This is a genomic window from Microcella alkaliphila, from assembly GCF_002355395.1.
In the GTDB taxonomy this organism is placed as follows: Bacteria; Actinomycetota; Actinomycetes; order Actinomycetales; family Microbacteriaceae; genus Microcella; species Microcella alkaliphila_A.
In genome coordinates this window covers 2,548,066-2,566,074 of the sequence record NZ_AP017315.1, presented here as the reverse complement: position 1 = coordinate 2,566,074, position 18,009 = coordinate 2,548,066, and the positions used below count along the sequence as shown (strand labels likewise).

General features: G+C 66.1%; 16 protein-coding genes and 1 pseudogene. 13 read left to right on the top strand and 4 right to left on the bottom strand.

The features are described 5' to 3' along the window. Positions 1 to 25 precede the first annotated feature (25 nt). The 7 genes and pseudogenes from CPY97_RS12500 to CPY97_RS12470 all read left to right on the top strand — a co-directional run. Positions 26 to 889 carry a sugar phosphate isomerase/epimerase family protein gene (locus tag CPY97_RS12500; protein WP_096423114.1) on the top strand — a complete coding sequence of 288 codons (864 nt, stop codon included), beginning with the start codon at positions 26 to 28 and terminating at the stop codon, positions 887 to 889. Then, positions 870 to 1,739 carry a sugar phosphate isomerase/epimerase family protein gene (locus CPY97_RS12495; RefSeq protein ID WP_096423685.1) on the top strand — a complete coding sequence of 290 codons (870 nt, stop codon included), beginning with the start codon at positions 870 to 872 and terminating at the stop codon, positions 1,737 to 1,739. Before CPY97_RS12500 ends, CPY97_RS12495 begins: the two co-directional genes overlap by 20 nt. Continuing rightward, positions 1,736 to 2,863 carry a Gfo/Idh/MocA family protein gene (locus CPY97_RS12490; RefSeq protein ID WP_231923953.1) on the top strand — a complete coding sequence of 376 codons (1,128 nt, stop codon included), beginning with the start codon at positions 1,736 to 1,738 and terminating at the stop codon, positions 2,861 to 2,863. Before CPY97_RS12495 ends, CPY97_RS12490 begins: the two co-directional genes overlap by 4 nt. 13 nt (positions 2,864 to 2,876) lie before the next feature. Then, complete coding sequence (locus tag CPY97_RS12485) at positions 2,877 to 3,887, top strand: sugar phosphate isomerase/epimerase family protein (RefSeq protein WP_096423112.1); 1,011 nt, start codon at positions 2,877 to 2,879, stop codon at positions 3,885 to 3,887. A 226-nt stretch (positions 3,888 to 4,113) separates the two neighbouring features. Further along, the gene (locus CPY97_RS12480) at positions 4,114 to 4,857 is read left to right on the top strand and encodes a response regulator transcription factor (RefSeq protein ID WP_096423111.1); all 744 of its coding nucleotides are present in this window, start codon (positions 4,114 to 4,116) and stop codon (positions 4,855 to 4,857) included. Continuing rightward, entirely contained in the window at positions 4,857 to 6,284 is a 1,428-nt protein-coding gene (locus CPY97_RS12475) for a sensor histidine kinase (RefSeq protein WP_096423110.1), read from the top strand. The genes CPY97_RS12480 and CPY97_RS12475 overlap by 1 nt, the downstream gene beginning before the upstream one ends. A 30-nt stretch (positions 6,285 to 6,314) precedes the next feature. Continuing rightward, positions 6,315 to 6,950 (top strand): annotated as a pseudogene (locus CPY97_RS12470) (NAD-dependent epimerase/dehydratase family protein); the annotation flags it as partial. Here CPY97_RS12470 and CPY97_RS12465 read toward each other — a convergent pair. Continuing rightward, entirely contained in the window at positions 6,925 to 8,361 is a 1,437-nt protein-coding gene (locus CPY97_RS12465) for an NADP-dependent isocitrate dehydrogenase (RefSeq protein WP_197702232.1), read from the bottom strand. The pseudogene CPY97_RS12470 and the gene CPY97_RS12465 sit on opposite strands and share 26 nt — an antisense overlap. A gap of 347 nt (positions 8,362 to 8,708) precedes the next feature. Between CPY97_RS12465 and rplJ the strand changes: the two genes are divergently transcribed. Both rplJ and rplL read left to right on the top strand, forming a co-directional pair. Further along, on the top strand, positions 8,709 to 9,224 hold the full coding sequence (rplJ, locus tag CPY97_RS12460) for a 50S ribosomal protein L10 (protein WP_096423107.1): 516 nt from the start codon (positions 8,709 to 8,711) through the stop codon (positions 9,222 to 9,224). A 52-nt stretch (positions 9,225 to 9,276) separates the two neighbouring features. Next, entirely contained in the window at positions 9,277 to 9,669 is a 393-nt protein-coding gene (gene rplL / locus CPY97_RS12455; protein ID WP_096423106.1) for a 50S ribosomal protein L7/L12, read from the top strand. Between the two features lie 152 nt (positions 9,670 to 9,821). Here rplL and CPY97_RS12450 read toward each other — a convergent pair whose 3' ends face one another. Further along, positions 9,822 to 10,838 carry a LacI family DNA-binding transcriptional regulator gene (locus CPY97_RS12450; RefSeq protein WP_096423105.1) on the bottom strand — a complete coding sequence of 339 codons (1,017 nt, stop codon included), beginning with the start codon at positions 10,836 to 10,838 and terminating at the stop codon, positions 9,822 to 9,824. A gap of 358 nt (positions 10,839 to 11,196) precedes the next feature. On the opposite strand from CPY97_RS12450, the gene CPY97_RS12445 reads away from it, so the two are divergent. The 4 genes from CPY97_RS12445 to CPY97_RS12430 all read left to right on the top strand — a co-directional run bounded on the left by CPY97_RS12445 (position 11,197) and on the right by CPY97_RS12430 (position 16,532). Then, positions 11,197 to 12,573, top strand: a complete 1,377-nt coding sequence (locus tag CPY97_RS12445) for an ABC transporter substrate-binding protein (protein WP_096423104.1) — start codon at positions 11,197 to 11,199, stop codon at positions 12,571 to 12,573. A gap of 104 nt (positions 12,574 to 12,677) precedes the next feature. After that, positions 12,678 to 13,661: a carbohydrate ABC transporter permease gene (locus CPY97_RS12440; RefSeq protein WP_096423103.1), complete on the top strand. Its 984-nt coding sequence runs from the start codon at positions 12,678 to 12,680 to the stop codon at positions 13,659 to 13,661. After that, the gene (locus CPY97_RS12435) at positions 13,658 to 14,614 is read left to right on the top strand and encodes a carbohydrate ABC transporter permease (protein WP_096423102.1); all 957 of its coding nucleotides are present in this window, start codon (positions 13,658 to 13,660) and stop codon (positions 14,612 to 14,614) included. The genes CPY97_RS12440 and CPY97_RS12435 overlap by 4 nt, the downstream gene beginning before the upstream one ends. A 46-nt stretch (positions 14,615 to 14,660) precedes the next feature. After that, the gene (locus tag CPY97_RS12430) at positions 14,661 to 16,532 is read left to right on the top strand and encodes an ABC transporter ATP-binding protein (protein ID WP_096423101.1); all 1,872 of its coding nucleotides are present in this window, start codon (positions 14,661 to 14,663) and stop codon (positions 16,530 to 16,532) included. Here the strand turns inward: CPY97_RS12430 and CPY97_RS12425 are convergent. Both CPY97_RS12425 and CPY97_RS12420 read right to left on the bottom strand, forming a co-directional pair. After that, positions 16,529 to 17,227, bottom strand: a complete 699-nt coding sequence (locus tag CPY97_RS12425; RefSeq protein WP_096423100.1) for a DUF305 domain-containing protein — start codon at positions 17,225 to 17,227, stop codon at positions 16,529 to 16,531. The genes CPY97_RS12430 and CPY97_RS12425 overlap by 4 nt on opposite strands. Positions 17,228 to 17,229: 2 nt before the next feature. After that, positions 17,230 to 17,976, bottom strand: a complete 747-nt coding sequence (locus CPY97_RS12420) for a DUF3105 domain-containing protein (protein WP_096423099.1) — start codon at positions 17,974 to 17,976, stop codon at positions 17,230 to 17,232. Positions 17,977 to 18,009: the final 33 nt, after the last annotated feature.

Below are 18,009 nucleotides of genomic sequence, written 5' to 3'. Positions count from 1 at the left end.
GGGAATACAGAAAAGGGGATTCACCGTGTTTCGCTATACATACAACACGCTCGTCTATGGTGACGAGCCGCTCGCAAAGAGTATTGAGCGAGTCGCTCACGACGGTTACGACGGCGTTGAGATCGTGGGAGAGCCGGCGGTGATGTCTTTGCCGGACATCACCGCCGCCTTGGAGGCCAACGGGATTGCGGCATCCTCCATCGTGAGCATCTATACATCCGAGCGAGACATTGTCAGCTCCTCGCCTAGTGTGCGCCGAGCGGCCGTCGACTACGTAAAGGCCAACATCGAATTCGCCTCGGCGCTCTCCGCGAATACTGTGACATTCACACCCACCGCGTGCATGAAGATCTCGCCGGAAGCTGACGTGGAACAGGAATGGGAGTGGGCGCGATCGGCGGCAATTGAGCTCGCTTCATTCGCCGGGCAGGCTGGGGTCACCCTGGCGCTCGAGCCCTGGAACCGCTACGAGACCTACCTGATCAATCGGACGGAGCAAGCCCTTCGTCTCATCGACGAAGTGGATAGCCCTCATTTCAAGTACATGGCGGACACTTTCCACATGTCGATCGAGGAAGCAGATATCGCCGACTCATTGCGTGCCGCTGGGAGCGCGCTCGGTCATGTGCATCTCGCCGATAGCAATCGCGCCGCACCAGGTTATGGGCACACAGATTTCGTGCCCATCATGAGGGCGATTCTCGACATCGGTTACACCGGGTGGATTTCATACGAGTTGCTTCCTGCCGCTGGCGATGTCTGGGGCGTGCTTTCAGGGTCGGGTGCTCCCGAGTTCAAGGAGCCATACACTCGCGAGTCGATCCGTCATACGAAGGCGATCGTCGAGAGCCTGATGGGTGGGCAGTCTCATGACGACGGTCGGGCTTAGCAGCTTTGTCTTGGCGTCGCCGTTCTCCTCTCACGACGCTGAGTCCTTCGATTTGGTGAGGGATATGGGTTACGACCTCATCGAGGTATGTATCGAGGACCCGAGCCTTATCTCTGCTGACTGGATCGCACGGCAAGCCGAGCGCACGCAGCTCCGTGTGAGCATCTGCGGCGCGTTCGGTTTCGATCGTGACGCTTCGTCCCCTGATCAGTCACGTCGCGACTTGGCGACCGACTATCTTCGACTATGTATCGACATTGCCGCAGAGGTTGGCTCGCCCCACGTGGCTGGGCCGATGTATGCCGAGACCGGTCGCACTCAGCTGCTACCCGAGGCCGAGCGAGCAAAGCAGCGCTTGCGAGCCGCGGAGACGCTGCGTGGAGTTGCCGACTATGGTGCCGAGAAGGGCGTCCGTCTCGCGATCGAACCGTTGAATAGGTTCGAGACCGACCTCATCAACACCCTTGATCAGGCTGCGGAGCTGTGCGCGTTGATTGACCGACCCAACGTCGGGATCATGATCGATTCGTTTCACATGAACATCGAAGAGAAGAAACTCGGAGATGCCATTCGACGACATCGGGAATTGATCTTCCACGTGCAAGCCTCAGAGAACGACCGTGGCGCGCCCGGCAGCGGCCATATCGACTGGGAGGAATTCTTCTCCGCGCTCCACGACATCGAATACGAGGGGGCGGTCGTCGTGGAGTCATTCTTGCCAACCGTCGATTCGATTGCTCGCGCCGTGTCGTTATGGCGGCCGGTGGCCGACTCGATGGACCAGCTCGCTCGCGACGGGCTGTCGTTCGTCACGTCCCAGCTTGCTTTGCGAAAGGGGCGGCGGACGTGAGGGCGGGAATCATCGGCGGCGGGTTCATGGCGCTCGTTCACGCGAGAGCACTGCGCGCGCTGGGCGTTGAGGTCGCGGGCGTCGCAAGTTCGTCTCAAGCCAGTGCTGTCATGGCTGCGGAGCGCATAGGCGCTACTCGAGCCTTTCCCACGGTGGGCGAACTCATCGCGTCGTCCGACGTCGAGGTCGTCCACGTCTGCTCGCCGAACTCTACTCACGCCACCTTCGCAGCACAGGCTGTGGCGGCGGGCAAGGCCGTCGTGTGCGAAAAACCACTTGCGACGACCGTCGAGGACGCTCTTCGCTTGGCACGCGCTGCGTCGGAAGCTGGCGTTCCCACGGCGGTCCCTTTCGTCTATCGTTTTTACCCAGTGGTTCGCGAAATTCGAGCCCGGGTCATGCGAGGCGACATCGGTCGTCCGCTTCTGCTGCATGGCTCGTATTTGCAGGATTGGCTGGCAGACCCCGCTGAGACCGATTGGCGCGTGAGTTCCACGCTCGGTGGAGCATCTCGTGCTTTCGCCGACATCGGGGTTCATTGGTGTGACGTGGTCGAGTTTGTGACTGGCCAGAGGATCACCCGCTTGAACGCAAAGATGACCACGGCCTTCGGTAGTCGAGGTAACGAGCCTGAGAGCGTCGAGACAGAGGACATCGTGACCATGATGTTCGAGACCGATGGGCAGGCGTCGGGCTCACTCATGGTTAGCCAAGTGTCATCCGGTCGCAAGAACCGACTCGCTTTCTCGATCGACGGCGAGGCTGGAGCCCTCGCGTTTAACCAAGAAGAACCCAACACACTTTGGGCAGGTTCCACGACCGAGAACCGCATCATCCACACTGGATCCAGTGCAATGTCTCTTGGGGATGTGCAGAGGCTCACATTGCTCCCTCCCGGCCACCCGCAGGGATATCAAGACGCTTTCAACGCTTTTCTCGCAGATGCGTATGGTCGCTTCGAAGGTTTGCCTGTCCGTGACGTTCCGACGTTTGAAGATGGCCTTCGGGCCGCGCTTCTCACGGATGCGGTGACTCGCTCGTCTCAGCTTGAGTCGTGGGTCGACGTGAGTTCGTTGACGCGGGTGGCAGCGCCGGTGTCATCTGTTCAAGCGCCAGTCTCCTGAAGAGGAAGTTCACATGAACACGCATCCCGTTACCTTATTCACGGGCCAATGGGCTGACCTAAGTCTCGACGAGGTCGCGAAGCACGCGAGCGATTGGGGCTATGACGGGCTCGAGATCGCGGCCTCAGGTGAGCACCTCGATGTGCAGCGTGCTGTCGAGGACGACGCCTACTTGCAAGGGCGGCTAGACATCCTTGACCGCCACGGGCTGAAGCTCTACGCGATCTCGCATCACTTGGCAGGGCAGGCCGTCTGTGACGATCCGATCGACTTCCGCCACGAGGCCATCCTGTCCAGTCGAGTATGGGGAAACGGCGAGCCGGAGGAAGTCAGGCAGCGCGCCGCGGAGGAGCTGAAGCTCACCGCCCGTGCCGCCCGTCGACTGGGCGTCAATACGGTTGTCGGCTTCACGGGCTCCAGCATTTGGCCTTACGTGGCAATGTTTCCGCCGGTGCCAGCCAGCGTGATCGATGCCGGTTACGAGGACTTCGCGCGCCGCTGGAACCCCATCCTGGACGTATTCGATAGCGAGGGTGTGCGCTTCGCGCATGAGGTGCATCCCGGCGAGATCGCATACGACTACTGGACGAGCGTGCGGAGTCTCGACGCGATCGATCGTCGCGAGGCCTTCGGCTTCAATTGGGATCCGAGTCACATGATGTGGCAAAACATCGATCCCGTGGGTTTCATCGTCGACTTCGCCGACCGCATTTACCACGTGGATTGTAAGGACACGCGGCTACACCCGCGCAACGGCCGTGCCGGCGTCCTTGGTTCTCATCTGGCCTGGGGCGATCCGAAGCGTGCTTGGGATTTCGTCTCGACTGGGCACGGCGACGTTCCATGGGAGGACTCATTCCGCGCTCTGAAGGCAATCGGCTACACCGGACCGATTTCGATTGAGTGGGAGGACGCCGGAATGAGTCGTCTGCACGGCGCCGCGCAGGCGGTGAAGTTCGTGCGATCACTCCTGTGGGACTTGCCTGAGCAATCGTTCGACGCGGCCTTCTCGAACCAAGACTGACGGCTTCGCGCCGGCCCGGAATCCGCCAAAGGATAATCGGAAGCCTCGTATATAGGAGCATCGTCACAAGCGATGAATGACACGCCAAGCACTCTTTGCGGTGCCCTGGTCAGAATGATCCATCCCGAGCTGCCCACAGGGAAAACGTGCGCGCATCCTTCGGCGGCGGATGGCGGGCTTGGCAAGTTCCAAGCACGCTCATAGGCTTGTCGGGCTGACTGATGTCATGACCGAGACAGACACTCTCCCTGAACCGCCGCGCCTGACCCGCCCTGACGGCTCGCCCGTGCGCGCGCTCGTCGTCGACGACGAACCCTCGCTCGCGGACCTCGTCTCGATGGCGCTGCGCTACGAAGGCTGGGATGTTCGCACCGCGTTGACGGGGGAGGACGCGGTCACCGAGGGGCACACCTTCGCCCCCGACATCGTCGTGCTCGACATCATGCTGCCCGACATCGACGGCCTCGAGGTGATGAAGCGGATGCGCACCGACGGCCGCGACGTGCCCGTGCTGTTCCTCACGGCGAAGGACGCGGTCGACGACCGGGTCGCCGGCCTCACCGCGGGCGGCGACGACTACGTCACAAAGCCGTTCAGCCTCGAAGAGCTGGTGGCCCGCCTGCGCGGGCTCATCCGCCGCAGCGCGAGCGTCGTGAGCGAGAAGGCCGACCCCGAGATTCGCGTCGGCGACCTCGTCCTGAACGAGGAGAGCTATGAGGTGCGCCGCGGCGACACCGAGATCGAGCTCACCGCCACCGAGTTCGAGCTGCTGCGCTACCTCATGCGTAACCCGCGCCGCGTGCTGTCGAAGGCGCAGATCCTCGATCGGGTGTGGAGCTACGACTTCGGCGGCCGCTCCAGCATCGTCGAGATCTACATCTCGTACCTCCGCAAGAAGATCGACACGCTCGGCCCGGCGATGATCCACACGGTGCGCGGCGTCGGCTACCTGATCAAGCCGGTCTCGTAATGGTCGGCCGGTGGTCGCTGCAGCGCCGGCTCATCGCGGGGATCCTCGCGCTGCTCGCGCTCGCCACCCTCGGCATCGGCCTCATCAGCACGGTCGCCGTGCGTTCCGCCCTCGTCGCCCAGCTCGACGACGAGCTGCGCGAGGTGTCGAGCCGTGTGCAGTTCGTCGTCGGCACCCGCCCCGCCGACCCCCGCCTGGGCTTCACGCCGGGTCTCCCGGTCGGCAGCCTCATCGCGTTCGTGTCGCCGGGCGGACGGGTGAGCGCCGCCTACCTCGACGAGGCGGCGACCGTGCAAGAACTCTCGCCGCTGCAGCTGCGCGTGCTCGCCGACACGAGCCTCGACCGGCCCCGCACCGTCCGGTTCCCGGGCATCAGCGGAGAGTTCCGCGTGCTCGCGACGGAACTGCCGAGCGGTTCGACGCTGCTCGTCGGCCTGTCGACGAGCGAGGTGGTGAAGACGACCAGCCGTCTCGGCGCCGTCATCACGATCATCCTCGTGGGAACCCTCACCGTGGCCGCCGTCTTGGGGCGCGAGGTGGTGCGTTTGGGGCTCGGGCCGCTGACGCGCATCCGCGAGACGGCCACGCAGATCTCCCGTCAACCGCTCGATAGGGGCGCCGTCGATTTGCGCGACCGGATCGCCCAGATCGACACCGACCCCGACACCGAGGTCGGCCAACTCGGCGTCGCATTCGCACGGATGCTCGTGCACGTTCAGCGCTCGCTGGACGCCCGCGAGGCGAGCGAGCAGAAGGTGCGCCGCTTCGTTGCCGACGCGAGCCACGAGTTGCGCACGCCGCTCGCCGCGATCCGCGGCTACAGCGAGCTGACGCGCCGCGGGGGCCACGAGCTGCCCGAGGACGTGCGCCACGCGCTCAGCCGCATCGAGAGCGAGTCAGTGCGCATGTCGGGGCTGGTCGACGACCTGCTGCTACTGGCCCGCCTGGACGAGGGGCGCCAGCTCGCCCGAGAGCCCGTCGATCTCGGACGCGTCCTCGTCGACGCCGTGGCGGATGCGCGGGCCACGTCCCCCGATCACGCCTGGGTCGTGCGCGTGCCCGAGCAGCCGGTGACGGTGCTCGGAGATCAGCCGCGCCTGCACCAGGCGGTCGCAAATCTGCTCGCCAACGCGCGCGTGCACACGCCTCCCGGCACCGAGGTGACGGCCGCGCTCGGCACGCTCGAGGGCCGCGCGATCGTCACGGTGACGGACACGGGCCCCGGCATCCCGGAGGAGGTGCAGCCGGTGCTGTTTGAACGCTTCGCGCGCGCCGATACCTCGCGCTCTCGTGCCACCGGATCCACGGGGCTGGGCCTCGCCATTACGGCCGCTATCGTGCGCGCTCACGACGGCGTCGTCGATGCCGTCTCGGAGCCGGGCCAGACCGTGTTCCGCGTACGGCTGCCTCTCGCGCCGGACGCCTAGGCTCGAGCGCATGCAGATCATCGTCACCGGTTCTCGCGGCACGCCGGCGTCGACGCCGTGGTGCACCTCGCCGCGGTACCCGCGCCTGGAATCGTGCCCGACACGGCGCTCATCACCCAGAACCTGACGATGACGATCAACGTCTTCCAGGCCGCCAGGCGGGCGGGCGTGAGGCGCATCGTGCACGCCTCGAGCGAGACCCTGCTCGGCATCCCGATGGCGATCGACCCGCCGTACGTGCCGCTCGATGAGGCCGCGCCGACGCGCCCGGAGTTCATGTACGCGGTCGGCAAGCACCTCGAGGAGGAACTCGCCCGCAAGCTCGTGCGGTGGGACCCTGCGCTGCGCATCACCGGCCTGCGCTTCAGCAACGTCATGGCGGAAGAGGATTACGCCGAGTTCCCGTCATGGCAGCACGACACGAGCGTCAGACGCTGGAACCTGTTCGGCTACATCGACCGCCGAGATGGCGGGCAAGCCGTGCTGCGCGCGCTGGAGAACGCGGCCCCTGGCTATGACACCTTCATCATCGCGGCGGCCGACACCGTGATGGAGCGCCCGTCGGTCGAACTCCTCGACGCCGAATTCCCGACCGTGTCGCGCTCACGCGACATCGTCGGCCGCGTGACGTCGAGTCAGCTCAGTCTTCGCCCTGCGCCTTCGTGAACGACGGCTCGCCGTCGAATTCCTGAAGCAGTTCGACGTGCATCCAATTGACGCGTGATTCGACCCGCGCGAGCAGGTCGCGAATGGCCGCTCGATCGAGGTCGCCGTCACCGCGCTGCATGAACCGGCACCGGTAGTGATCGACCATGTCGATGTTGGTGTTGCCGTCGGGGTACACCTTGGTGCCGCGGTTGGAGATCATCTTTAGGTACACGGCAGCGTCGCTCGTGGCGGCCTCCAGCTCGGGTCCGAGCTCGTGGGGGAGCATGCCCGACTCGATGAAGACGTCGACGCCCACGACGCGGCGCGACGTCGGGGTGACCGTGACGGGGTTCTCGACCGGGCTCGGCAGCGCGAGCGGCCGACCACGTCGAACGGGGTAGCCCTCGGCCGATCGGCCGAAGTTGTCGATGATCGCCGAGGCGAAGTCGGTCGTCGAGACTCCCGAGTCGTAGCCGACGACGTCGCCGGTCAGAGTGCCGGCGGCGACCGTTGCGAACAGGGCGTTCTCGATGGTCTCGGCCTCGTCCACGTGCCCCAGGTGCTTCAGCATCATGACGGAGGACAGAATCACCGCGGTCGGGTTGATCACGTTCTGACCGGCGTACTTCGGCGCCGATCCGTGCACGGCCTCGAAGATCGCGACGCCCGAGCCGAGGTTGGCCGACGGCGCGAAGCCCAGCCCGCCGACGAGGGCGGAGGTGAGGTCGCTCAGGATGTCGCCGTTCATGTTGGTCGTGACGATGACATCGAACTGCTCGGGACGCTTCACCAGCTGGTGAGCGGCGTTGTCGATGATGATGTGACGTGCCTCGATGTCGGGATACTCGGGGGCGATGCGCTCGAAGGTGCGCTTGAGCTCACCCTCGGTGAGCTTCATGATGTTCGACTTGGTCGCGCAGGCGACCGAGCGGCGACCCTCGCTGCGCGCGTACTCGAACGCGGTACGCACGATCTTCTCGGAGCCCTTGCGCGAGATCAGCTTCAGACACTGGGCGACGCCCGGCGTCTGCATGTGCTCGATGCCCGCGTACAGGTCTTCAACGTTCTCGCGCACGACGACGAGATCGATGCCTGAGCCGGAGTACCGGGTCGTCACCCCGGGCAACTCGCGCACGGGGCGAATGTTGGCGTAGGTCTCGAACAGCTTGCGCAGGGTCACGTTCGCCGACTTCTCGCCGAAGCCCACCGGCGTGCCCAGCGGGCCCTTCAGGACTGTGCGGGTGCGGGTGATTGAGTCGATCGTCTCCTGGGGCACGCCGCTGGCGATGCCGCGCCGGAAGACGGTTTCTCCCGCTTCCTGCTCGTCCCACTCGATGGGGGCGCCGCTGGCGTCGATGATTCGACGTGCCGCGGCGACGCATTCGGGTCCGACACCATCGCCGGGGATCAGGGTGACCTGCGAGGCCATGAATTCTCCTTTACGGGGGATGAACGACGACAACAATAGAAGCATATTGCATGTATCGCAAATCCTCAATAGGGGGTGGTGACGAGAATTTGGTCGCCGGGGGGTGCATCCCGTAGGCTGATCGAGCCCAAGACCGCTGGTCATCGGCGTGTCCGCGTGCGGACACAGCGATTGAAAGCTCGCAGACGCTCCCCGGAGCGCGTGCGACGGCCCGCGCAGGTGATTCGAAACCTTCCACACTCACGTTCGCGTGCGTGTGACCACTAAGGCTCCGAGCGCTTGCGCCGGAGCCTTCGCCATTTCTGCGGTGCGGTCGGCGGGCGCAAACCCACGACACAAGGAGCACCATGGCGAACAAGGAAGCAACGGTCGCCGAGCTGAAGGAGATCATCTCCGGCTCGTCCGCCGTCCTGCTCACCGAGTACCGCGGCCTCACGGTGGCGCAGCTGAAGACGCTACGCAACACCCTCCGTGAGAACGCGTCCTACGCCGTGGTGAAGAACACGCTGACCAAGATCGCGGCCAACGAGGCTGGCATCGACTCGCTCGATGACATGCTCGCCGGACCCACCGCGATCGCGTTCGTTCACGGGGACCCCGTGACGGTCGCCAAGGCTCTGCGCGACTTCGCCAAGGCCAACCCGGCCCTGGTGGTGAAGGGCGGTTACTTCGACGGTAACCCGCTCACCGCCGCCGAGGTCACCAAGCTGGCCGAGCTCGAGACCCGAGAGGTGCTGCTGGCGAAGTTCGCCGGTGCCGCCAAGGCCTCGCTGTTCGGTGCTGCATACATGTTCAACGCGCCGCTCGCGCAGGCCGCTCGCGCGGTCGACGCCCTGCGGCAGAAGCAGGAATCGGCCGGCTAAGAACGCCGCTCGACCCACGATCCACACACACCCCGCATAACAAGGAGAAATCATGGCCAAGCTCACCACTGACGAGCTCATCGAGGCGTTCAAGGAGCTGTCGCTCATCGAGCTCAGCGAGTTCGTGAAGAAGTTCGAAGAGGTCTTCGAGGTCACCGCTGCTGCCCCCGTCGCCGTTGCCGCCGCTCCGGCCGCCGGTGGTGCCGGTGGCGCCGCCGAGGAGGTCGAGGAGAAGGACTCGTTCGACGTCGTTCTCGAGGCCGCTGGCGACAAGAAGATCCAGGTCATCAAGGAGGTCCGCGCGCTCACGAGCCTCGGCCTCGGCGAGGCCAAGGCCGTTGTCGACGGTGCGCCCAGCACCGTCCTCGAGGGCGCCAACAAGGAGACCGCCGAGAAGGCCAAGGCTCAGCTCGAAGAGGCTGGCGCCACCGTCACGCTCAAGTAGTCGCCTCCCCCGCATCGGGGGATTCGCCACGACGCCCCGCATCGACTTCGGTCGGCGCGGGGCGTCGTGCTGTGTGCGGCGGGATGCTCGCGGCCGGGCGCCCAGGACGGCTCGCGCGGCTGCGCGCTCCGCCTCGCAGCTGCGGCTGCGTGCTACGCGTCGCGGCGCGCCGCCGTCGACTGGCGCACGATCAGCCGCGTCGGAAGCACGACGTGCTCGTCGGGGGTCGGGGCGTCGAGGTTTTCGATCTGGTGGATGAGGAACTCGACGGCGCGGTCGCCCTGTGAACCGGGTTGCTGGGCGAGCGTCGTCAGCCCGAACATCTCGGCCATGGGGTGGTTGTCGATGCCGATGATCGAGAGATCCTGCGGAACGGAGATGCCGAGTTGGCGCGCCGCGATCATGATGCCGATGGCGATCTCGTCGCAGCCGGCGAAGATCGCTGTGGGGCGCTGGCGGGGGTCGCCGAGCAGCGACAGCCCCACCTGGTAGCCGCCCGGCACCGAGAACTCGGCCTCGCGGAAGTCGTCATCGAGGGTCAGCCCGGCGTCGGCGACGGCGCGCTTGAAGCCGTCGTACCGGCTGCTGTGCACCCGGAAGTCCATCTGCTCGCTCTGATCGCCGCCCACGTGCATGATGCGGGTGTGACCGAGGCTGATGAGGTGCTCGGTCGCGAGCCGCGCGGTCTCGACGTCGTCGATCGAGAGCGACGGGATGCCGGCGATGCGGCCGCCGATCCCGGCGAGCGGCTTGCCGAGCGCCTGCAGCATCTGCACCTCGTGCGTGCTCAGGGCGATGGTCACGGCGATGACGGCGTCGACGCGCTTGCGCACGAGGAAGTAGTCGAACACGCGCCGGCGCAGCTCGGTGTCCATGCTGAGGCGGTACAGGGTCAGGTCGTAGCCCGAGCGAATGAGCGCCTTCTCGATGCCCTCGAGCACCTCGGCGAAGTACCAGCGGTTGATGTACGGGATGACCACACCGACGTTGCGCGTACGCCCCGTGACGAGGCTCGCCGCGGTGGACGAGACGACGTAACCGAGCTCGGCCGCGGCCGTTTCGACCCGCCGACGGGTCTCGGTCGAGACGTAGCCGCGCCCGCTGAGCGCGCGAGACGCCGTCGACTTCGACACCCCCGCGATGCGGGCCACGTCGGCCAGGATGCTCATGCCTCGTCAGTCCTCCATTGGACGCTGTATGCGCGCGGCCGAGATCGCCGCGCGACGTATGCAACCGGAGTGTAGCCAAAATTTCGGACCTCTGGAACCGGTGCCAGAAATTCCGGCGCGTGTCGGGGGCTCAGCCCCGTGCATCCATCTGGATGCGCGATGAGCGTTCCACAACGGATCGATAACGGCGCGCGAATAGGCGGTTGCGCGGCCGCGGTTGCTGACGTAACGTTCCACCTGGAACCGGTTCCCTACGACGACGTGAAACGGCGAATAGGGGGCCTGGGCCCGTCACCTGCACCAACCCACGTGCGGCGCACTCGACGCCGACGTCCGACCCTCAATGAGGAGGAAACACATGAGTTCCACCCTCCGACGCCGGCTCCTTCTGCCGGCAGCGGCGATCGGCGCCTTCAGCCTGGTTCTTGCCGGCTGTGCCGCCGACTCCGAGACCCCGGCGCCCGGCGGCAACGGCGGCACCGGTGGCGGCGACGCCAACTGTGCCGAGTACGAGCAGTACGGCGAGTTCTCGGGCCAGACGGTCGAGATCTACGCGACCATCATCGACGTCGAGGCCGACAACCTCGTGACGAGCTGGTCCGACTTCGAAGACTGCACCGGCATCACGATCAACTACGTCGGAACGCAGGAGGCCGAGACGCAGATCAACGTGCGTGCGGCCGCCGGCGACGCGCCCGACCTGATGATCATCCCGCAGCCGGGCCTCCTGCAGCGCCTGATCGAAGACGGCTACGTCGTGCCGGCCCCCGAGGCCGTCGAGGCGAACGTCGACGAGTTCTGGAGCGAGTCGTGGAAGGGCTACGGCACCATCGACGGCACCTTCTACGCCGCCCCCCTCATGGCGAGCGTCAAGGGCTATGTCTGGTACTCGCCGAGCGACTTCGCCGAGAACGGCTACGAAGTTCCCACCACGTGGGACGAGATGGTCGCCCTGACCGAGCAGATGACCGAGCGCAACGAGGGCGCATACCGCCCCTGGTGTGTTGGCTTCGGCTCGGGTGACGCGACCGGCTGGGTCGGCACCGACTGGGTCGAGGACGCCGTGCTGCGTCTCGCCGGCCCCGAGACCTACGACGCGTGGGTCGCCGGTGACACCCTGTTCGCCGACCCTGAGATCGTCGACTCGATCAACCTCGTGGGCGACATCATGCTCAACCCCGAGTTCGTCAACGGCGGTTTCGGTGGCGTGAGCTCGATCGTCTCGACCACCTTCCAGGACGCTGGTCTCCAGATCCTCGACGGTAACTGCTCGCTGCACCGCCAGGCATCGTTCTACGAGGCCCAGTGGGGTGACGACGTGACCGTCGCGCCGGATGGTGACGTCTGGGCCTTCCTGACCCCGCCGATCAACGCCGAGGACGGCTTCGCCGTCACCGGTGGTGGCGAGTTCGTGGCCGCCTTCAACAGCGACGACGCAACGGCGGCCGTGCAGGCCTACCTGTCGAGCGACACCTGGGCGAACAACCGCATTGCCCTCGGCGGTGTGATCTCGGCAAACCAGGGTCTTGACCCGCAGCTCGCCAGCTCGCCGCTCGCGGTGCAGTCGATCGAGATCCTGCAGGACCCGAACACGGTGTTCCGCTTCGACGCCTCTGACCTCATGCCCGCCGCCGTCGGCACCAGCTCGTTCTGGACCGGCATGACGGACTGGGTGCTCGGAGAGCTCACCACCGACCAGCTTGTCACCTTCATCGACGGGACTTTCCCCCGCTGATCTGACCCGCTGATCACCACCTGAACTCGGCCCACCGGGAAACACTTCTCGGTGGGCCGAGTCGTCAGGTAGCGTGGCCTCAAACCAATGGAGGTTTACCCGGCATGACTGCTTTCTGGGCTGACTTATTCGACAAATTCGGCGTCATGGTCGTCGGCCTTGTGGCCTTCGCCGCAGTCGTCGGAATCGTCCTCTTCCTCGCCGACCGGGCCCCGAAGAAGGGCCGAGACTTCTGGCAGCTTCTCGCCTTCGTGTCGCCGGCGATGATCCTGCTCGCGATCGGTCTCATCTACCCCGCGATCCGCACGATCTATCTCTCGTTCACGAACCGCTCCGGTCGTGAGTGGGTGGGCCTCACGAACTACGAGTGGATGTTCACGCAGCCCGAGATCATCACGGTGCTCGTCAACACCCTCATCTGGGTGGCCCTCGTACCGACTCTGTCGACCATTTTCGGCCTCGCCTACGCAATCTTCATCGACAAGTCGCACGGCGAAAAGATCCTGAAGTCGCTCGTGTTCATGCCGATGGCGATCTCGTTCGTCGGTGCCGGCATCATCTGGCGCTTCGTGTACGAGTACCGCGAGCTGGGCTTCGGTGAGCAGATCGGCATCCTGAACCAGCTCATCGTCTGGTTCGGCGGCGAACCGCAGCAGTTCTTGCAGAACTCGCCGTGGAACACGTTCTTCCTGATCGTCGTGATGGTCTGGATTCAGACCGGTTTCGCGATGGTGCTCCTCTCGGCCGCGATCAAGGGCGTTCCGGTCGAGATCATCGAGGCGGCCCGTCTCGACGGCGCCAACGCGTGGCAGCAGTTCCTCAACGTGACGCTCCCGGGTATCCGCGGCACCCTCGTGGTCGTCATCACGACGATTTCGATCGCAACCCTGAAGGTGTTCGACATCGTCCGGGCGATGACGGGTGGCCAGTTCGGCACCTCGGTCGTCGCCAACGAGATGTACACGCAGGCGTTCAACCGCGGTGAGATCGGTCAGGGCTCGGCGCTCGCGGTGATCCTGTTCGTGATGGTCCTCCCGATCGTCATCTACAACGTTCGCGTCATGCGCAAGCAGAAGGAGATCCGATGACCGAGGCAGTGGAGAAGGCTGAGGCGAAGCTCGACCGTCCGCTCGGTCAGCGCAACGAGTACACCGCCGAGGGCGCGGTCGCTCGCCAGTTCCGCAAGTCGAAAGAGAAGCTGACGAGCCCCTGGGCGACGGCGGCGGCGATCGTCATCGCGGTGATCTGGACGATCCCGACGTTCGGCCTCCTGGTCTCGTCGATTCGTACCCCGACCGAGATCCGCACGACCGGCTGGTGGACCTGGTTCGTGAACCCGTCGTTCACGTTCGACAACTACGCCGACGTGCTGTTCGCATCCGGAGCATCCAGCGCAAACCTTGGGCAGTACTTCGTGAACTCGCTCGTGATCGCCATCCCGGCTGCGATCTTCCCGATCGCCATCGCGACGATGGCCGCCTACGCGTTCGCGTGGATCAAGTTCCGGGGGGCCGGCGCGATGTTCGTGCTCGTCTTCGCGCTGCAGATCGTTCCCCTGCAGATGGCGCTCGTGCCGCTGCTGCAGATCTTCTCGCAGGTGCTCGGCATCTCGGGTACCTTCCCGGCGGTGTGGATCGCGCACACGATCTTCGGTCTGCCGTTGTGCATCTTCCTGCTGCACAACTTCATCTCCGAGATCCCCGGCGAGGTGATCGAGGCGGCGCGCGTGGACGGTGCGAACCACACGCAGATCTTCTTCCGCATCATCATCCCGCTGTCGCTTCCGGCGCTCGCGTCGATCGGCATCTTCCAGTTCCTCTGGGTCTGGAACGACCTGCTCGTGGCGCTCGTGTTCTCGGGCGGCACGGTCGATGTCGCGCCATTGACGCAACGCCTGGCTGAGCTGGTCGGCAACTTCGGCCGCAACCAGGAGCGTCTGCCCGCCGCGGCATTCATCTCTCTGGTGGTGCCGTTGATCGTGTTCTTCAGCCTGCAGCGCTACTTCGTGCGCGGCCTGCTGGCGGGCTCGACGAAGGGCTAGTTCTAACCTCAGCAGAAACCCCCGCGGCCCCACTTAGGCTCAGCGCATGAGCATGGGTGGTGGCCGCCGGGGTTTCCGTGTGTCGAGCGGCGACGTCGACGCGCAGCGGGCCGAGAACGCGGCCGCCCCGCGCATCCCGAACCTGCTCGGGCGGATCGCTGAGCTGTTTCGCCCGCACCGGGTGACGCTCGCCGTCACGATCGCGCTCGTGCTCGTCAGCGCGGGGCTCAGCGTGCTGCCGCCGCTGCTCACCCAGCGCGCCTTCGACGAGGGGCTGTTCCCTCCGGAGGGCGCGCCGAACATCCCTCTGCTCGTGCAGTTGGTCGGCCTCATGGTGCTGTTGTGGATGCTCAGCGCCGGTCTCGGAATCGGCCAGACGTATCTGACGGCGACCGTCGGCAACAGCGTCATGGCCGAACTGCGCGTGAAGCTGTTCGCACACCTGCAGCAGATGGAACTCGCGTTCTTCACCCGCACGAAGACGGGCGTCATCCAGTCGCGGCTACAGAACGACGTGGGCGGTGTTGCGAGCGTGTTGTCGAACACGGTCTCGAGCGTCATCGGCAACACCGTGACCGTGATTGCGGCGTTCGTGGCGATGCTGCTTTTGTCGTGGCAGCTCACCCTCGTCGCGGTCGTGCTGCTGCCCGCGCTCGTCGCCGCCCAGCGCCGCGTCGGCATCGTGCGCGCCAAGATCGCGGGGAGGACGCAGGAGTCGCTGAGCGACATGACCGCGATCACGCAGGAGGCCCTGAGCGTCTCGGGCATCCTGCTCGCCAAGAGCTTCGACCGGCAGGAGGCCGAGGTCGACCGCTACCGCGACGAGAACGCCGTGCAGCGTCGTCTGCAGGTGCAGCTGCAGATGTCGGGGCAGTGGTTCTTCGCGCTCGTCAACGTCTTTCTGAGCGTGATCCCCGCGGTCGTGTACCTCGCGGCGGCGTTCCTCATCGAGGCGGATGTCGCCGTCACCGCCGGCACACTTGTCGCCTTCACGACGGTGCAGGCCCGCCTCGCGTTCCCGCTGCTCGGCCTCATGCGGGTCGCGCTCGACCTGCAGACCTCGGCCGCGCTGTTCGCCCGCATCTTCGAGTACCTCGACCTGGTTCCGTCGATCACGGAGAAGGACGGCGCGGTGGATGCTCCGCGCGATTCCGTCGGGAGCATCCGATTCGAGTCGGTCACCTTCCGCTACCCCGACGCCGAGGCCGGCGACGGGCCGCCCACGCTCGACGATGTGTCCTTCGCCGTTGAGCCCGGGCAGTTCGTGGCGTTCGTCGGCCCGTCGGGGGCCGGCAAGACCACCATCTCGTACCTGATCCCGCGGCTGTACGAGGCGAGCGAGGGGAGGGTGCTGTTCGCCGGTGTCGACGTGCGGGAGCTGCGCCGCGCATCCCTGATTGCGGAGGTGGGCATCGTGAGCCAGGAGACCTACCTGTTCCACGCCTCCATCGCCGAGAACCTGCGCTACGCGAAGCCGGAGGCGAGCGAGGCGGAGCTGGAGGCGGCCTGCCGTGCGGCGAACATCCACGACACGATCGCGTCCTTTCCCGAGGGGTATGACACGGTCGTCGGCGAGCGCGGCTACCGGCTGTCGGGCGGCGAGAAGCAGCGCATCGCCATCGCGCGCGTGCTGTTGAAGGACCCGCCGGTGCTGGTGCTCGACGAGGCGACGAGCGCGCTCGACTCGACGTCGGAGCGCATCGTGCAGCGGGCGCTGGATGCCGCCGCGCGCGGCCGCACGACCGTCGCGATCGCGCACCGGCTGTCGACCGTGGTGGGGGCCGACGTGATCCACGTGCTCGACGCGGGGCGCATCGTCGAGAGCGGCACGCACGCCGAACTGTTGGCGCTGGGCGGGCTCTACGCCACCCTCGTCGAGCAGCAGCGCACCGACCAGGCGCCGCTCACCGAGGTTTAGCGGCGCGCCTCGAGCAGCTCGGTCATGTAGTCGAGCTCGCTCTGCTGCACGCGCACCATTCCGCCCGCCAGGTCGAGAACGACGGGATGCTCGCTGCGCTCGATCACGGCGGCCGCCATCTCGACGCCCCCCTGGTGGTGGGCGATCATGAGCTCGAGGAAGAGGCGCTCGGCATCGACGCCGTCGGCGTCGCGCAGCTGCTGCATCTGCTCGGGGGTCGCAAGCCCCGGCATCGGCTCGCCGGGCACGTGCGAGTGCTCGGCCGTGCCGTCGTGCGACTCGTGGCTGCCGCCGTCGAGGGCGGGGCGGGTCATCCACGTCATGCTCGGCTCGGGCGGAGCGGCCGGCAGACCCCACAGCTGCAGCCACGCGGCCATCTGGCCGATTTGTTGCATCTGCGCGGTCGCCATGTCGAGCGCGAGGAGGCGAATGTCGTCGCTGTCGGAACGGTCGCGCACGAGCAGCGCCATTTCGACGGCCTGCGTGTGGTGCGTCTGCATGTCGCGCGAGAAGCCCGCCTCGGCGCTCGTGTTTGATGGGATCGGCCCGCCCGCGGTCGGCGCCGTCACGCGGCCGAGCAGCACGCCCGCCACGAGCGCGACCAGCACCAATACGGCGCCGCCCAGCAGCAGCCGCAGCCGTGCCGACTGACCGCCGTTCGCGGTCGTCGCGCCTGACACGCCCGCCTCACTCATGGCTAACTGACCCGCCCGGGCCCGTCGAGGGCGTTCGAGCACAGCGCGCCCGGCTCGGGGGCGGCGGGCGACAGCCAGTACTTGTCGATGAACTGGCCGATGCGCTCGTCGCCCGGCTCGTCGACCTGCACGCGCGCACCCCAGGCGCTCGCGATGATCGGCGACTCGAGGCCCGCGATCGGCGAGACGATCGCGTGGCGGTCCGGGGCGAGGCGGCGCAGTTCGGTCAACTGCTCGTCCGAGATCTGGTCGGGGTCGTAGGCGAGCCACACGGCGCCGTGCTCGAGCGAGTGCACGGCGTACTCGACGGGCTGCTCCTCCTCGTAGACGCCGCAGTTCAGCCACGACGGGTTGTGCGGTCCGCCGGCGGGCGGCATGACGTCGTACTGCACCGGGTCGGTGGTGTGCCTCGGGTCGAGGCCGGGGAACAGCTCTTCACCCTCGATCTCGATCGCCGCGCGCTCGGCCGCGGTCAACGGAACCTGCGGCTCGGGCCGCGTGGCGTTCGACACGACGACGGTGATGACGATGCCGAGGACGGCCACGACGGCGGTGGCCGAGAGCACGATGGCGATCAGCCGCCCGCGCTTCTCTTTCTTCTGCTTCGCCTTCAGGGCGGCCACCTTCTCGGCACGGCGCTTCTCGCGCTGCTGCTTGACGGTGAGGTTCTCGTCGTTCGTCACGGACGTCTCCAACGGGTACAGGATGCTCGGGGCGGGGTGCTGCGCGCACCACGCGATGGCACGCACTCTCTTATTCTCCCACCAGACGTTGGCAGACGC

Coding starts and splice junctions, on each gene's coding strand:
- CPY97_RS12495 (WP_096423685.1), top strand. CDS start 870: ATGACGACGGTCGGGCTTAGCAGCTTTGTCTTGGCGTCGCCGTTCTCC.
- CPY97_RS12485 (WP_096423112.1), top strand. CDS start 2,877: ATGAACACGCATCCCGTTACCTTATTCACGGGCCAATGGGCTGACCTA.
- CPY97_RS12480 (WP_096423111.1), top strand. CDS start 4,114: ATGACCGAGACAGACACTCTCCCTGAACCGCCGCGCCTGACCCGCCCT.
- CPY97_RS12475 (WP_096423110.1), top strand. CDS start 4,857: ATGGTCGGCCGGTGGTCGCTGCAGCGCCGGCTCATCGCGGGGATCCTC.
- CPY97_RS12465 (WP_197702232.1), bottom strand. CDS start 8,361: ATGGCCTCGCAGGTCACCCTGATCCCCGGCGATGGTGTCGGACCCGAA.
- rplJ (WP_096423107.1), top strand. CDS start 8,709: ATGGCGAACAAGGAAGCAACGGTCGCCGAGCTGAAGGAGATCATCTCC.
- rplL (WP_096423106.1), top strand. CDS start 9,277: ATGGCCAAGCTCACCACTGACGAGCTCATCGAGGCGTTCAAGGAGCTG.
- CPY97_RS12450 (WP_096423105.1), bottom strand. CDS start 10,838: ATGAGCATCCTGGCCGACGTGGCCCGCATCGCGGGGGTGTCGAAGTCG.
- CPY97_RS12445 (WP_096423104.1), top strand. CDS start 11,197: ATGAGTTCCACCCTCCGACGCCGGCTCCTTCTGCCGGCAGCGGCGATC.
- CPY97_RS12440 (WP_096423103.1), top strand. CDS start 12,678: ATGACTGCTTTCTGGGCTGACTTATTCGACAAATTCGGCGTCATGGTC.
- CPY97_RS12435 (WP_096423102.1), top strand. CDS start 13,658: ATGACCGAGGCAGTGGAGAAGGCTGAGGCGAAGCTCGACCGTCCGCTC.
- CPY97_RS12430 (WP_096423101.1), top strand. CDS start 14,661: ATGAGCATGGGTGGTGGCCGCCGGGGTTTCCGTGTGTCGAGCGGCGAC.
- CPY97_RS12425 (WP_096423100.1), bottom strand. CDS start 17,227: ATGAGTGAGGCGGGCGTGTCAGGCGCGACGACCGCGAACGGCGGTCAG.